This is a genomic window from Heyndrickxia sp. NPDC080065 (assembly GCF_050281185.1).
Classification (GTDB): Bacteria; Bacillota; Bacilli; order Bacillales; family Bacillaceae_C; genus Heyndrickxia.
This window is the reverse complement of record NZ_JBNNWS010000005.1, coordinates 37,727-53,038: the sequence shown is the minus strand read 5'-3', so window position 1 is coordinate 53,038 and position 15,312 is coordinate 37,727. Positions and strand designations below refer to the sequence as shown.

The following is a 15,312-nucleotide window of genomic DNA, read 5'->3' as shown; positions in this document are numbered from 1 at the left end:
AAATAAACTAAATCACAGTATGAAATAAAGTGAGTGTGAAATAGGAATTATGGAAAAATATTATTGTGAGCACTGTCGACATTTATCTGATAAAATTGGGACTTGTGTAAAATGTGGTAGTAATGTAGTGCAGAAAATTAAAATTCATGTTCAATATCAAGCAAATATAGGGTCAAATCTGAAAGGGGATTGACCTTTTTTGTTTTCAACGATTTATGTTTCACAAAGTTTAAAAATATTTTGTTATATGGTCAAATGGTAAACTTTGTGACTATATTCCTTTACAAAATCTTTGTATAATAAAGATGCACAACAACTCCTTCAAAACAATATACACACTTTTTCTCCATAGGAGGACACTATCTAATCTTTCCTTTATGGAGATTTTTTATTGTCTGCTACCTTTCGCCCCAATGCGTTATTTAATATATATCAGCCACTAAGGCAAGTATGATCCTAAATCTTCCCCTATTTTTAAGAACACTCTATTTTCACATTTTCATTACATAATTTATCTTCCTTTGGAAAACATATCCTTACAAGATGGTGAGGAGAGGTTTGTTATGCCGAAAATATGCGGTGTTGGTTTAGGAATACCACAATACAAAATAACCCAAGCGGAAACCATGGAATTTGCTCATCAATTGTTTTCTAACACTTATGATGATATCCAAAGATTATTAAAGGTATTTGAAAATGGAGATATTAGATCTAGATACTTCGTGAAGGATCTAGAATGGTTTAAAAAGGAACATTCATTTGCTGAGAAAAACAATGCCTTTATTGAAGAATCAATTAAATTAGGTATTAACTCAATCAATGATTGTTTTTATAAAGCATTTATTCCTTCGCTTTCTTATGATAAGATTGATGCCATTTTTACGGTCTGTACATCTGGTTTAGCTACCCCAAGTATTGAGGCAAGAATAATGAATCAGCTCTCTTTTAAAGATAATGTTAAACGTATCCCGATTTGGGGGCTTGGTTGTGCTGGAGGGGCATCTGGTTTATCAAGAGCCTATGAATACTGTCTAGCTTACCCGAAATCTATAGTACTCGTTTTATCGATTGAACTTTGCAGTCTTACTTTCCAAAAGGATGATCATTCCAAAAGCAATATTATTGGTACATCGTTATTTGCAGATGGTGCAGCCTGTACATTAGTTGTTGGAGACGAGTGTGAGCTTTTGAAAAATGCAAAATCAGCAGTACCATCTATTTACGGAACGCAATCGAACTTAATGAAAGACTCTTTGGATGTGATGGGGTGGGATGTTAATGATGATGGTTTACATGTTATTTTCTCTAAAGATATCCCATCAATCGTTGAAAATTGGTTAAAACCCATCGTTGAATCATTTATTAGTAAATATCAGTTAGGACTATCTGATATATCGCAATTTATTGCACATCCTGGCGGAAAAAAAGTATTAAATGCCTATGAAAAAGCATTAAATTTCTCACATTCGATAACGAAGGACTCAAGAGAAGTCCTCAATCAATTTAGAAATATGTCCTCACCTACTATTTTTTATGTTTTAAAAAGAATTCTAGACAAAAATATTAACCCAGGAGAGTGGGGGCTTGCTGTTGCTTTAGGTCCAGGATTTAGTTCAGAACAATTGTTGATGAGGTGGGAATAGTGTTTTTTAAAATTTTTTTTTCTATCGTGATTATCCAGAGACTAGTCGAATTAATGATTGCTAAGAAAAATGAAAAATGGATGAAATCAAAGGGAGGAGAGGAATATGGGCAAAAACATTACCTATTTTTAGTAATGATCCATACAGGTTTTTTTCTATTCCTTTTATTAGAAGTCACATTTTATGAAAAATCATTAAGCAAATCTTGGCTGATCTGGTTTAGCTTTTTTTTAATAACTCAGATAGGAAGGGTTTGGGTAATCAGTTCCTTAGGAAGGTATTGGAATACAAAGATTATTGTTTTGCCTAATGCAAATATCGTGTCAAAAGGTCCATATAAATACCTCAAGCATCCAAATTACCTTATTGTTACAATAGAGTTGATCATTATCCCTATCATGTTCAATGCATATATTACATTGATTTGCTTTTTTATATTAAATCAAATCATTTTATCTATTCGAATTCCTTTTGAGGAGCAAGTACTTCTTAATAAAACAAATTATCATTTACTAAATAACCATATTCATCGATTTATTCCAAAAATAAAAAAGTAATTGAAAATGGTTATCGTTTATGATAATCTTTTTATTGAGGATGAAAATTATTCTCAACTACATACAAAAGGTGGTGTTGACAAAATGGTTTGGGGTTTAGTATTTGGGACCGTTGTCATCTATAGCATGTTAATGAAGTATGTATTGAAAAGTGTAACTACACATAAACAATTGAAATTAGTCGAGCAAGATTAATTGTTTGCTCACAAAATATAATGATCAAACGTGCACATATTGGTGGACGTTTTTTTGTTTTTACAGAATTCAATCATTATTTTTAAGTTATAGAAGGAACTTTAAAGATTTCCTCTTGGGAAATAGAAGAATATCCGTTAAAATATATAGTAATTATATGTTAGGGAGTTATTATTCAACATGACAAAAACAATTGAAATAAAGCATACAGAAGATTCAATTAAACAATTAATCGGGCTATATGAACATTTTAAACAAAATGGTGATGTAGAGCGGGGAGAAAAAGCTTTAAAACTAATTAAAAAGCTTGATAATAAAGAATTTATTATCGCGTTTTGTGGTCATTTTTCTGCAGGAAAATCAACGATGATCAATGCATTACTAGGTGAAAATGTTTTACCATCAAGCCCGATTCCAACAAGTGCTAATCTTGTTAAAGTGCATAATGCGGATGACGATTTTGCTAAAGTCTATTATCGAGATGAACCGCCATTATTATTCCAAGCCCCCTATGACTTTAAGAAAGTGAAAGAGTATTGCAAAAGCGGTGCGGTTCAAGAAATTGAAATCGGACAATCTCATTCAGAACTTGCCGAAGGTGTAACGGTTATGGATACTCCAGGGGTAGATTCTACTGATGATGCACACCGAATTTCTACCGAATCCGCGATCCATTTAGCTGATATTGTTTTTTATGTAATGGATTATAATCATGTACAATCAGAATTAAACTTTATGTATACAAAGGAACTTCTACGAAACGGTGTAGAATTGTACTTAATCATAAACCAAATTGATAAACATAATAATGAAGAATTATCATTTTCAGACTTTCAAACAACTGTCAAAGATTCTTTTGCTACTTGGGATGTACATCCAAATGGAATTTTTTATACATCATTGAAAAAGCCTGAGGATCCAAATAATCAATTTAATGAAATCAAAGCTCTTATTCAAAAAGCGTTAAATCAAAAGGAAGTAAGGTTGGAGGCATCTACTAGGTCATCCATTAATATTCTCGTTCAAGAACATTTCAAATGGCTGAAGATGCAAGAGGAGGAAAAAGCTCCAGCATTTGAGACTATTATCAATCAATATCCTGAAGAAAAAAGATCTACTGTTTTGCAAGATGATGAAAAACTTACTGAACAAATAGAGGAGCTTGAGGATCTTCCTGAGAAATGGTCTCGATTATTTGATGCTGATTTAGAAAAAATCTTGAAAAGTGCATATTTAATGCCTTTTCAAACAAGAGAATTAGCACAAAGTTATTTAGCATCTGTACAACCTGATTTTAAAGTCGGTTTGTTATTTGGAAAAAAGAAGACAGAAGCTGAAAGAAAGGAACGACTTGAATTATTCTATAATAATTTAAAAACTCAGGTTGATTCACAAATTAACTGGCATATTCGACAATTTGCTTCTAATGTTCTTAAAGAAGCTGATATTTTAGATGATGAATTACAAGGTTTAGCACAAGGATTAACTGTTGAATTAGATGATACTCTAATCAAAGATTCGGTTAAACCAGGAGCAGGATTAACAGGTGAATCCGTATTAAATTATTGTGATCAAATTGTTGCTCAGATACAAAAAGAAGCAAAAAGAATTTGCAGTGATTATAAATATAAAGTAATGAAGATTAAAGAACAGCAAAATGAAAAGCAATTGATCTTATTGAAAGATGAATGGCAAAAAGTAAAAGAAGTATCAGAAGCTTTAAGAAATCTAGAGAAATTAGAAATTGAAAGACAACAAAAAGAGGATCAGCTGTTTAATCCAATTTCAAATACGAAAGAAATCTACCAGTTTATCCAAGAACAATGGAGCAATGAAGAAAAAAATATTCGAATATATACAAATGAAGCCGAATTTATAGTTAGTCCTGTAATGACGAAAGAGGTAAACAGTGAAAATCAAATAAAGGAAACTGATGATACACCTGTTTCCATTGAAAAAACAATTGCAAAACTCACAAAAGCAGTAAGCTTATTGAAAAATAAGAAAGGATTTCAACGTCTTACTGAAGTTTTATCTTCTAAAGCGGAAAAGTTACAGAACAGAGAATTTACAATAGCATTGTTTGGAGCGTTTAGTGCTGGTAAATCTTCCTTTGCCAATGCTCTTCTTGGAGAAAAAGTGTTACCCGTTTCACCAAATCCAACAACTGCAGCGATCAACCGAATTTGTCCGCCTAATAAAGAATATAAGCATGGGACTGCCGTCGTTCATCTAAAATCTGAAACTCAAATGTTGGAAGATGTGCAAAAATCATTAAAATTTTTCGGAATCCATTGTGAACATTTAAGAGAGGCTGAAAAATATATTTCAACAATGAACCCGCAGTCTGAGGGAGATGGAAAGGAAAAAGTACATCTTTCCTTTCTGAAGGCATTCCAAAAGGGATTTCCGATATATCAAGAAAAACTCGGCAGCAATATAAAAACGGATATTCAGGAGTTTCGAGGGTTTGTTGCTAATGAGTTCCAATCCTGTTTTGTTGAATCGATTGATTTATACTTTGAATCAGAGTTAACAAAAAAAGGAATTACTTTAGTGGATACACCTGGAGCAGATTCGATTAATGCACGTCATACTGGAGTTGCCTTTGAATATATAAAAAACTCAGATGCCATTTTGTTCGTTACGTATTACAATCACGCATTTTCAAAGGCCGATCGCGAGTTTCTCATTCAATTAGGACGTGTAAAAGATGCATTTGAACTGGATAAAATGTTTTTCATTATTAATGCCATTGATTTAGCTGATTCGGAAGATGAGCTTGAGGAAGTTCAATCCTATGTTCATGATCAATTAATACAATATGGAATTCGCTTTCCTCGAATATTTGGCGTATCTAGCTTATTAGCATTAACAGATAAAAAGAGCGAATCAAAAATAAACCATTTTAAACAAGAGTTTGAGCATTTTTTAAATCATGATTTAGCGAAAATGACTGTTCAATCAGCGGAATCAGAATTCCAAAAGGGGATTCAGCTTCTAGAAGGCTTCATTGCGACAGCACAGGAAGGAAAGGAAAAGAAACAAGTTAAAAAACAAGCACTTTTAGAACAGCAAGAACAAATTACATCGATTTTAAATGATTCTTCATCACAATTAATAAAAGATAAACTATCTCAGGAACAAAAGGAATTATTATTTTATGTAAAACAAAGGGTTTTCTTACGTTTTACTGATTTCTTTAAAGAAGCCTTTAATCCAGCCATCATTCAAAAGGGAAATAAAGAGGCACTAAATATTGCTCTTGAAGAATTGTTACAAAGTTTAGGCTATGATTTTTCACAAGAAATGCGTGCTACAACACTACGACTTGAAAATATTGTAAAATACAGTTTTGAAGTACGATTTGATAAAATAGTGGAACAGATTTCAAGTATTCAACAAGATGTACGTTTAACTAGTTTTGAATTAAATCGAATAAAAACACCAGAGTTTCCAATAGCGTTTGAAAACATATCAAGAGATACTCTTAATAAAACATTTAGACATTTTAAAAATGCCAAAGCTTTTTTTGAAAAAAATGAAAAGCAATTAATGCAAAATGAATTAGAGGAATTACTTCGACCAATGGCAGATGATTATTTAAATATTCAAGGTGAAGTAATTAAGACTGATTTTTCGATATTTATAGAAGAAGAGTACAAACAAATGATTGGGGAAATAAAAGCAGATTTGACGGAGCAATTTAATGGTTGGTTAGACATATTAGATGAACATATTGATGTTAAAGAGTGGTTGGATGTTAGGAATCAATTGATCATGAAATAGGTAATAGGGGAGAGGTTTTTCATGAAGCAAAATCGTTTCCATGCATGTGCAACTTGTATTCATTTCTTAGCAGAGAAAACGGAACAAGGTATGAGTTATTACTGTCAAAGATTAGGCTATCAGACTAAACCGAACTATACATTTAACTGCTGGAATCCGAAAGAGCATATTAAGAAATTAATAGACAAGGAACGGAGGGAGTCTTGTTGAAATATATAGTAGAAATCGATTGGCTAAGAGAAAACTTATATCAGGATAATATAAGAATAGTCGATTGCCGATTTTCATTATCTGATCCTCATTTAGGTGTAAAAGAATACAAAGAAAATCATATACCTGGTGCAGTCTATTTTGATTTGGAAAAAGACTTATCTAGTTCACCAGAAAAGCATGGCGGCAGACATCCGCTGCCCAAAATTGATCAAATTAAAGAAAAACTCGAAAACGCTGGGATTGATGATGGGGTAAAAGTGGTCGCTTATGATGATGGCGGCGGCGAATATGCCAGCAGATTTTGGTGGATACTCACTTATTTAGGTCATAAAGATGTTCAGATATTAAATGGCGGTATTAAAGCTTGGAATTTAAAACAATACCCTGTAGATAATATTTTACCAAGCTTTAAAAATACTTGTTTTACCGTTTCTTTACAGGATAATATGGTTGCCAAAATGATAGACATAAAAAATAATATAGAGGAACAAAAAACAATATTAATTGACTCGCGAGCACACAATCGTTATATAGGTTTGGAAGAGCCAATTGATAAAAAAGCTGGACACATCCCAGGAGCTATAAATAAAGTCTGGACGGAAGGATTTCATAAGGGTTACTGGAAATCAGCCGAAGAGCAAAAAGAACGGTTTAAAGATATAAAACCATCAGATTCAATCATCGTTTATTGTGGCTCTGGAGTAACCGCAACTCCGAATATTATCGCTTTACTAGAAGCAGGATATACACATATCAAATTATATCCTGGAAGTTACTCTGATTGGGTTTCTTATGATGAAAATCCTATTGAAACAGATTTATAGTTGAATTTGTAGGACAAGGTGTATAAACACACTTTGTCCTTTCATGTTATAATAGGTAGTGAATTTTTGTAGAAATGATACATTAACATAAATGTTTTTAGTATATGAGGTGAAAAGATGGATAATAAACCACATTTGTTATTAGTTGATGGGATGGCATTACTTTTTCGTGCTTTTTATGCCACTGCAGTTTCAGGACAATTTATGGTAAATTCAAAAGGGATGCCGACAAATGCTGTACAAGGATTTATGCGTCATTTATTTTATGCGCTCGAAGAGATGGAACCTACTCATGCGGCAGTTTGCTGGGATATGGGAAGTAAAACCTTCCGAAATGAAATGTTTAATGGATACAAAGCAAACCGTGCAGCTCCGCCTATTGAACTAATTCCACAATTTGATTTAGTGAAAGACGTTGTTGAAGCTTTCGATTTACCAAACCATGGGATTGTCGGCTTTGAGGCTGATGATTGTATCGGAACAATCGCTAAAGCAATGCATAGTGAGGCAAATGTCAGCATATTAACAGGGGACCGTGACTTGTTACAGCTTCTTGACGAAAATATTGAGGTTCGAATTCTTCAAAAGGGATTTGGCAACTATAAAAGTTATTCCCATTCAATGTTTGTAGAGGAACTTGGGATCACACCTGGACAATTTATTGATGTAAAGGCTTTAATGGGTGATACAAGTGATGGATATCCAGGTGTAAAGGGCATCGGAGAAAAAACAGCTCTGAAATTAATTAAAGAGTATGGTTCGATTGAAGGGTTGCTTGAGAATATTGCCCAATTAACTTCGGGTCAGAGGAAAAAAATTGAGGACGATATCGATATGCTCCATTTATCTCGTCAATTAGCCGAAATTAATTGTAATGTTCCTATTGAATTCGCACTAAATACATCTTTAAGAAAAAATATACCTAATACATTTATCAATTTAATTGAAGATCTTGAATTAAAAAGCATTAGACGCCATCTTTTACAATCAAACTGGGTGGAACGTGTAGAACATGCTTAAATATTGAAAACTGTAGGAAAAGCAGCCAATTTATTGACTGCTTTTCCTGTATAAAAGACAATCTATTTTTTGTTTAACTTTTTTGCTGCATTTTCAAGCTTTGACTTTGGTTCCTCTGCAAACTCTGTATCTTGACCCCAGCCTTGTGGGTTAACTCCAGGTGCGATCTTTCCTCGAGTATTATTTTTCTTACCCAAAATAATCACCTCCGTTATTTTAGATTCTCCTAATTAAAAAAATTAATGAACAATCCATTCATAAAAAGGTTATAGTCACTTAATCTAAATTAAGGTAAAATAAAATAGGATTTGCATAGGGGAGTGGAGGAATAATTTTGAAAGAAGGAAACAACTCGTTAGATGATTATATAATTTTTTTAAGAGAAAAAGGTTTTAAATTTGAAGAGGATGTTATAGGTTTTATATATTTTGGAAAGCAATACACAAAAGCATCCGATCAAAGTATCAAGGCAGCAATTGAAATTACATTAAAAACGCAAAAGCATTTTGACGGCAGTTTTTACATGTCTTTGTTAGAAACATTTAAAAAGCAAAATATAGAAACGAGAAAACAGGCATATTCATATGTACAGGAATTAGGATTATTACCAGCATAAGAAAGTGCATTCTAATTTTAGAATGCACTTTTTTCAATCTTATATTTGGTTAGGATATTTTTCTTTTTAATGTGAATAGACGTTTATTACCTATGGGAATCTCGGCAATAATCATTCCAAATAAAATAAGTAGGCATCCAATGCTAGCTGCTGCGGTTAATCGTTCGTTGATCCAAAAATAAGAAGTGATTGCTGCAAATACAGGTTCCATTGCTAAAATGATAGCAACCCTAGTTGGTGAAGTATCTTTTTGCGAAAAAGTTTGAATAAAAAATGCGGCAGCCGTTCCAAGTAACGATGTAATCAATATAGCAAAAAGCAAAGAAGGAGAGAAAAAAGTTTTTACATCTAACACTATTTTCCAATCTTCAAAAAACAATGAGCTAAACATACAAAGTACGGCAACAGTTAAGATTTGAATGGTAGTAAGCAACAATACTGGAACACGTTTAGCAAAGCGATCCGTAAGAATAATATGAAAAGCAAATCCAAAGGTACAAAGAAAAACATAAAAATCCCCAATAGAAAACGGACTGGAATTTTTTACAGCAAGTAAATATAAACCAAAAGCAGCAGCGATAGAGCCTAAAATTGCTGATACCTGTGGCCTGATTTTTAAAAAGATAAATGCTAAGATGGGTACCATAACTACGCTTAATCCAGTAATAAATCCAGCTTTGGATGGAGTTGTGTAAAGTAAACCAATCGTTTGCAATGAGTATCCGATAAATAGGCAGCTTCCAAGGATTAATCCGGGAAATAGCGAAAACCACTTTATCGTTATTTTTCCCCTATTTTTAATTAAATAAAAAAGAAAGATAATAATTCCTGCAATAAAAAAACGAATCGCATTAAATAATAAAGGGGGTAAAATATCGATAGCATTTTGTACAATGACAAAGGTAGCACCCCAAATAAAGGCAACAAATAAAAGAGAGACCTCTGCTGCAAGTTTTTTGTTCAACACGCTCACCTCACTTTGTCATTAAGATGTATGGCTTTTCTTGCCAGTTCATCAGCACTTCTATTTTCTGAACTTGGTATCCACTTAATAAAAAAAAGGTCGAAGTCTTTAGATAAAGACAATATTTGATTTAAGAGGATTCTATATTTTTCTTTTTTTGCATATTCTTTTTCAACAGCATTTACAACTGCTGTTGAATCGGAACGGACTGAAATAATCTTAAAATGATTTTGTCTACAAATTTCCAGTGCTTTTATTAATGCATGGTATTCAGCCTCATGATTATTTAGGACCCCAAGTGGTATTGCATATTTTTCAACTTGACCATTGTTTTTAATGAATATCCCTGCACCACTGTTACCGGGATCACCGGCACTTGCTCCATCTATGTACACCTCAATCAATGCCTACACTCCTTCAAGTAATTATTGAAGAGTTAAATAAAACTCCTTTAATAAAAGAAAAAACCTAAACAAATGATAATAATTATATTGTAATATGAAAAATTATAATAATAAATGAAAACCTTTTATTGGAGTAAGCAATGAAAGGTACAATTAAATTTGAAGGGAAAAATAATATGAAGTTTAAAATTAGATGGCGATATAAGGGGCCAAAAACAGATTCGATTTTATTAGAATCTGAATGGACTTCAAGGCAAGGAATTGAGCTTTTAATAGAAGATTTTATGAAAACTGGAAGAACTGTTGAGATAAGTGTTCTCGATGAAATGGGAAATGAATGGACAAAAAAGGAATTTATGAAATTAAAAAATAAAATCGAAAATGAACCAAACAATATTATCATTTATTTTGATGGAGGGTTTGATCGAGAGACAGGATCAGCTGGGGTTGGAATAGTAATTTACTATGATAAAGGTGAAAAACATTATCGGATTCGAGCAAATCAAAAATTAGATGAACTTGGAACAAATAATGAAGCGGAATATGCTGCTTTATACAATGCTGTATTGTTACTTGAGAAAATTAACGCTAAACAAACTCCTTGCACTTTCCGTGGAGATTCACAAGGTATTTTGAAACAATTATCTGGTGAGTGGCCGTGTTTTGAAAAGATATTGAATCGATGGTTAGACCGTATTGAGGAGAAAATAAATAATTTGGGGTTAAAGCCCAGCTATGAATCAATATCACGGAAACAAAATAAGGAAGCGGACCAACTTGCTACTCAAGCATTGAATAATAAGGTGGTATACAGTCATACTGAGATATAGAAGTGTTTTAGGGTATGAATAGAAAGGTTGATTTGATGGAACGAAAATTAATATTAGAAGAAATGAATGCAATCTTAACAGCCTATTGCGATGGATGCTTGGTAAAGTCATCATTGCGAAAGGAATTTAGTAAAACATATGCTCATCAATTTTGCATTCAGAAGTGTACGGTTGGTGAACAGCTGAGGAAATTTGGTAATCAGTTGGAGTTAAAAAAAATATAACTTAAAAAAGCTAATCATATAAAAAACCAAAAAGGCTGACTACAGATGTCAGCCTGTTAATTTATAAGATTATTTTTTTGTAACGTTAGCGGCTTGAGGTCCACGATTTCCTTCAACGATTTCGAAAGAAACTTCTTGGCCTTCTTCTAAAGATTTAAAACCTTCACCTTGAATAGCTGTGAAATGAACGAAAACATCATCTCCGCCTTCTACTTCGATAAAACCATAACCCTTTTCATTGTTAAACCATTTTACTTTACCGTTTTGCATAGTTCTTATTCCTCCTAAATCTTACAGCACTAAGTGCCAAGAAAAAATATTGTGCATTAATTAGGTGCTGAAATTTCTAAAGAAAAGAAATATTCATACTAATTAATGATAAATTTAATATACACCAAGTAGGAAATTCAGTCAAGAAAACATTGGATTAAAAATAAAATCCTATGAATTTTTCGATAAGTTGTAAAAAAATTCATTGAAACTAAAGAATATAGGATTCCTTGTTTAATCGTGGTAAGTATAGTAAACTTTTTTATGTACGGGTTTGCTTTAATTTATTCCTCTAACTTTTTTTATAGAAATTACATAAATGTTCACGTTTAACAATAATATAATTAGAGGTTTTTTTGCAGCTGTATTTACTTTTTTATCTTTATAAATGGGGGTTTAGGGATGCCTACACCAAGTATGGAAGACTATATTGAACAAATTTATTTATTGATTGAAAATAAAGGATATGCCAGAGTTTCGGATATTGCAGATGCCCTTTCGGTACATCCCTCCTCAGTAACGAAAATGGTTCAAAAGCTCGATAAGGATGAATATTTAGTTTATGAAAAATATCGTGGTTTGGTACTTACACATAAAGGAAAGAAAATAGGGAAGCGTCTCGTAGAACGACATGATTTATTAGAGCAGTTTCTTAATATAATTGGAGTTAAAGAGGAAAATATTTATCAAGATGTTGAAGGGATTGAACACCATTTAAGCTGGAATTCAATTGATCGAATAGGTGATTTAGTCCAATTTTTTGAAGAAGATCCTGAAAGGGTAAATGCATTAAGACAATTACAATTAAATGGCGAGGAAGAAGCATAAAAAGAACCGTTTGCCGGTTCTTTTTTATTTTAGGTATAGTTTTTTTATCAGTTTAAAATATCGTTGGGTATTCAGAGAAATTTATGTCATTTTCATCCTCGCTGCATAAACTAGCAATTCCGTATTGATCAATAATAATATTAACACCTTGGAGAGTCCCATTCTCTGCTTCCATTAAAGCTTTTCGATAAGATATGATTCTTCCTGTAGATGTTAGAAAACTAATAATTTCTCCAACATCATTACGTTGTACCTTCATAATGTGTTCCAATCAATATCACTCCCTTTTTAAATTATCCGGATATTATTAATATTATCTTTGCGAAATTTCCAAAAAAATAAACATAATGTTTTTATTCAGATCAATTTGTTTTGAAAAAGTATATAATGAAAGAGTAGTTTCACTTGAATAGATAACCGTGTGGGAGGGAGTAAATGAAAACGTTTTCTTGGGAAGATGCCTCGAAAAGTCAATGGGATGAAAATGCAGAGTTTTGGCATTCAAATAGTAAGGGTATGTGGGACCATGGAAGTAGGCAAGATATTATTCCTTTTTTTAAGGAACATATTCCAAAAGGAAAAATTGTTGATTTAGGGTGTGGAGATGGGTATGGTTCATCGTTATTAAATAAGACGGGTTATCAAGTGGTTGGTTTGGATATATCAGAGAAAATGATAGATATTGCTAAAAAACAAGAAAACGAAGATTTAATCTTTTTACAAGGAAATATTATGGAGCTTCCATTTAAAAATGAAGAGTTTACAGGTGTTTTAGCAATCAATTCATTGGAGTGGACAGAGAATCCGTTGGCTGCATTAAATGAAATCTTTAGAGTGGTTCAAAAAGACGGCTATGGATGTTTTGGAATATTAGGACCGACAGCAAAACCTCGAATAAATAGTTTCCCTCGGTTGGAGGGGGAAAATATTATTTGTAATACAATGATGCCATGGGAGTTTTTAAAACTTGCCACTGAAAATGGCTGGAAAAAAATAGCTGAAAAAGGAGTATATAAGAGAGGTGTGACAGAGAATCACTTAAAGGGATTATCAAAGGACTTGACTCAAGCCTTAACATTTATGACTCTGTTTGTACTAAGAAAAGATGGTTAAAATTAAATGATACTTGTTTCTTTTTTAAGACAAAGTATGATATGAATGTTAAAATGTGGATGAGATTATTTATGATTAGGGGGCAGATATTTTGAAAAACGGAAAAACAGTTAAATCAGATATTGAAATTGCTCAAGAGTCCAGTTTACTCCCAATAAAAGAAATTGCCGAAAAAATCGGACTTACTGAAGATGATTTTGATTATTATGGAAAATATAAAGCGAAAATTACATATGAAAAGATAAATAGCTTAAAAAATGAAAAAGACGGTAAATTAATCTTAGTTACATCAATCAATCCAACTCCAGCTGGGGAAGGGAAATCTACTGTTACTGTAGGTCTGGGAGACGCTTTGAGTATGCTAGGAAAGAAGACGATGATTGCCTTAAGAGAACCGTCACTTGGTCCTACAATGGGAATGAAAGGCGGTGCAACAGGTGGAGGATATGCACAGGTAGTTCCTATGGAAGATATCAATCTTCACTTTACAGGTGATTTACATGCTATTACAGCTGCTAATAATGCGCTCGCTGCATTAATGGACAATCATATTCATCAAGGGAATCAACTACAACTCGATCAAAGGCGTATAGTTTGGAAACGAGCACTTGATTTAAATGATCGTGCCTTACGTCAAATTATTATTGGGCTTGGTGGACCTACACAGGGAGTTCCACGTGAGGATGGGTTTGATATAACAGTTGCTTCGGAGATTATGGCAGTCCTATGTTTAGCAACAAGCATCGAGGATTTAAAACAGAGGCTTGCTAAAATGGTAATCGGCTATAATTCATCAAAACAACCTGTTACAGTTGGAGATTTAGGTGTTGAAGGAGCTCTTACCTTATTATTAAAAGATGCATTGAAACCAAATCTAGTTCAAACGATCGAGCATACACCTGCACTTGTACATGGCGGGCCATTCGCCAATATTGCACATGGCTGTAATAGTGTAATGGCAACCAAAACAGCATTAAAACTAGGTGATTATGTGGTAACAGAAGCAGGATTTGGTGCTGATTTAGGTGCTGAAAAATTTTTAGATATTAAATCAAGAGCTGCTGGAATAAAACCAGATGCTGTTGTTATTGTTGCGACAATTAGAGCATTAAAAATGCATGGAGGCTTATCAAAAACACAATTACAATTTGAAGATGTTCAGGCATTAGAAAAGGGTTTAGAGAATTTACAAAAACATATAGAAACGATTAAACAATTTGGCTTACCAATTATTGTTGCGGTCAATCGTTTTATTACTGATACGGAAGAAGAAATTTCTACTCTTACTAAGTGGTGCCATGGTCGCTCTGTGCCAGTAGCATTAACCGAAGTATGGGAAAAAGGTGGCCAAGGCGGATTAGCACTTGGGGAACTAGTATTGAAAGAAATTGAACGTAATAATCATAAGTTCGAATACTTATACGATTTAGGAGTTCCAATTAAAGAAAAAATAAAAACAATTGTCCAAAAAGTATATGGGGGATCTGATGTAGAATTTTCTACAAAAGCGATAAAACAATTAAAAGAATTTGAAGAATTAGGTTGGAGTCATTTACCTGTTTGTATGGCAAAAACACAGTATTCATTATCAGATGATCCAAGTAAACTAGGGCGTCCAACTAATTTTACAGTCCATGTCCGTGAATTAAAACCAAAATTAGGGGCAGGTTTTATTGTTGCTCTAACAGGTGATGTTATGACTATGCCGGGTCTACCGAAAAAACCTGCGGCCTATCAAATGAATGTGGATGAAAATGGAAGAGCAACTGGACTTTTCTAAATAATATTCATTAATAATTGATAAGGACAGTCTATTCGGAGG

General features: G+C 32.9%; 18 protein-coding genes. 13 read left to right on the top strand and 5 right to left on the bottom strand.

The window, feature by feature from the left end:
* Nucleotides 1–563: 563 nt before the first annotated feature.
* The 7 genes from ACQKP0_RS06850 (at nucleotide 564) to ACQKP0_RS06820 (ending at nucleotide 8,241) form a co-directional block, all read left to right on the top strand.
* Entirely contained in the window at nucleotides 564–1,643 is a 1,080-nt protein-coding gene (locus tag ACQKP0_RS06850) for a type III polyketide synthase (RefSeq protein WP_427405081.1), read from the top strand.
* Nucleotides 1,643–2,200 (top strand): isoprenylcysteine carboxyl methyltransferase family protein, encoded by a 558-nt coding sequence (locus tag ACQKP0_RS06845; protein ID WP_427405080.1) that lies wholly within the window; start codon nucleotides 1,643–1,645, stop codon nucleotides 2,198–2,200. Before ACQKP0_RS06850 ends, ACQKP0_RS06845 begins: the two co-directional genes overlap by 1 nt.
* A complete protein-coding gene (locus ACQKP0_RS06840) occupies nucleotides 2,201–2,395 on the top strand; it encodes a hypothetical protein (protein ID WP_427405079.1) in 195 nt (64 codons plus the stop codon).
* A 180-nt stretch (nucleotides 2,396–2,575) separates the two neighbouring features.
* Nucleotides 2,576–6,184, top strand: a complete 3,609-nt coding sequence (locus ACQKP0_RS06835) for a dynamin family protein (protein ID WP_427405078.1) — start codon at nucleotides 2,576–2,578, stop codon at nucleotides 6,182–6,184.
* A 21-nt stretch (nucleotides 6,185–6,205) separates the two neighbouring features.
* Nucleotides 6,206–6,394: a hypothetical protein gene (locus ACQKP0_RS06830; protein ID WP_427405077.1), complete on the top strand. Its 189-nt coding sequence runs from the start codon at nucleotides 6,206–6,208 to the stop codon at nucleotides 6,392–6,394.
* Nucleotides 6,391–7,221: a sulfurtransferase gene (locus ACQKP0_RS06825; protein WP_427405076.1), complete on the top strand. Its 831-nt coding sequence runs from the start codon at nucleotides 6,391–6,393 to the stop codon at nucleotides 7,219–7,221. The genes ACQKP0_RS06830 and ACQKP0_RS06825 overlap by 4 nt, the downstream gene beginning before the upstream one ends.
* A gap of 117 nt (nucleotides 7,222–7,338) precedes the next feature.
* On the top strand, nucleotides 7,339–8,241 hold the full coding sequence (locus tag ACQKP0_RS06820) for a 5'-3' exonuclease (protein WP_427405075.1): 903 nt from the start codon (nucleotides 7,339–7,341) through the stop codon (nucleotides 8,239–8,241).
* 62 nt (nucleotides 8,242–8,303) lie between these two features.
* Here the strand turns inward: ACQKP0_RS06820 and sspL are convergent, their stop codons facing one another.
* Nucleotides 8,304–8,438, bottom strand: a complete 135-nt coding sequence (gene sspL / locus ACQKP0_RS06815; protein ID WP_427405074.1) for a small, acid-soluble spore protein L — start codon at nucleotides 8,436–8,438, stop codon at nucleotides 8,304–8,306.
* Nucleotides 8,439–8,575: 137 nt separating this feature from the next.
* On the opposite strand from sspL, the gene ACQKP0_RS06810 reads away from it, so the two are divergent.
* A complete protein-coding gene (locus tag ACQKP0_RS06810) occupies nucleotides 8,576–8,857 on the top strand; it encodes a DUF6123 family protein (RefSeq protein ID WP_427405073.1) in 282 nt (93 codons plus the stop codon).
* Between the two features lie 49 nt (nucleotides 8,858–8,906).
* Here the strand turns inward: ACQKP0_RS06810 and ACQKP0_RS06805 are convergent, their stop codons facing one another.
* Nucleotides 8,907–9,824, bottom strand: a complete 918-nt coding sequence (locus tag ACQKP0_RS06805; protein WP_427405072.1) for a DMT family transporter — start codon at nucleotides 9,822–9,824, stop codon at nucleotides 8,907–8,909.
* A 2-nt stretch (nucleotides 9,825–9,826) separates the two neighbouring features.
* Nucleotides 9,827–10,225 carry a reverse transcriptase-like protein gene (locus tag ACQKP0_RS06800; protein ID WP_427405071.1) on the bottom strand — a complete coding sequence of 133 codons (399 nt, stop codon included), beginning with the start codon at nucleotides 10,223–10,225 and terminating at the stop codon, nucleotides 9,827–9,829.
* Nucleotides 10,226–10,365: 140 nt separating this feature from the next.
* Here ACQKP0_RS06800 and ACQKP0_RS06795 point away from each other — a divergent pair, with 140 nt between their 5' ends.
* Both ACQKP0_RS06795 and ACQKP0_RS06790 read left to right on the top strand, forming a co-directional pair.
* Nucleotides 10,366–11,055, top strand: coding sequence for a reverse transcriptase-like protein (locus ACQKP0_RS06795; protein WP_427405070.1), 690 nt, complete (start codon nucleotides 10,366–10,368; stop codon nucleotides 11,053–11,055).
* Nucleotides 11,056–11,090: 35 nt separating this feature from the next.
* Nucleotides 11,091–11,279, top strand: a complete 189-nt coding sequence (locus tag ACQKP0_RS06790; protein WP_427405321.1) for a zinc-finger domain-containing protein — start codon at nucleotides 11,091–11,093, stop codon at nucleotides 11,277–11,279.
* A gap of 69 nt (nucleotides 11,280–11,348) precedes the next feature.
* Here the strand turns inward: ACQKP0_RS06790 and cspD are convergent, their stop codons facing one another.
* The gene (cspD, locus tag ACQKP0_RS06785; protein WP_427405069.1) at nucleotides 11,349–11,549 is read right to left on the bottom strand and encodes a cold-shock protein CspD; all 201 of its coding nucleotides are present in this window, start codon (nucleotides 11,547–11,549) and stop codon (nucleotides 11,349–11,351) included.
* A gap of 402 nt (nucleotides 11,550–11,951) precedes the next feature.
* Between cspD and mntR the strand changes: the two genes are divergently transcribed.
* The gene (gene mntR / locus ACQKP0_RS06780) at nucleotides 11,952–12,377 is read left to right on the top strand and encodes a transcriptional regulator MntR (RefSeq protein ID WP_427405068.1); all 426 of its coding nucleotides are present in this window, start codon (nucleotides 11,952–11,954) and stop codon (nucleotides 12,375–12,377) included.
* A 52-nt stretch (nucleotides 12,378–12,429) separates the two neighbouring features.
* On the opposite strand, the gene ACQKP0_RS06775 is transcribed toward mntR, so the two are convergent.
* Entirely contained in the window at nucleotides 12,430–12,648 is a 219-nt protein-coding gene (locus tag ACQKP0_RS06775; RefSeq protein WP_427405067.1) for a DUF3892 domain-containing protein, read from the bottom strand.
* Between the two features lie 164 nt (nucleotides 12,649–12,812).
* On the opposite strand from ACQKP0_RS06775, the gene ACQKP0_RS06770 reads away from it, so the two are divergent.
* Together ACQKP0_RS06770 and ACQKP0_RS06765 are read left to right on the top strand one after the other, a co-directional pair.
* Nucleotides 12,813–13,490 (top strand): methyltransferase domain-containing protein, encoded by a 678-nt coding sequence (locus ACQKP0_RS06770; RefSeq protein ID WP_427405066.1) that lies wholly within the window; start codon nucleotides 12,813–12,815, stop codon nucleotides 13,488–13,490.
* 91 nt (nucleotides 13,491–13,581) lie between these two features.
* Nucleotides 13,582–15,270: a formate--tetrahydrofolate ligase gene (locus tag ACQKP0_RS06765; RefSeq protein WP_427405065.1), complete on the top strand. Its 1,689-nt coding sequence runs from the start codon at nucleotides 13,582–13,584 to the stop codon at nucleotides 15,268–15,270.
* Nucleotides 15,271–15,312 lie beyond the last annotated feature (42 nt).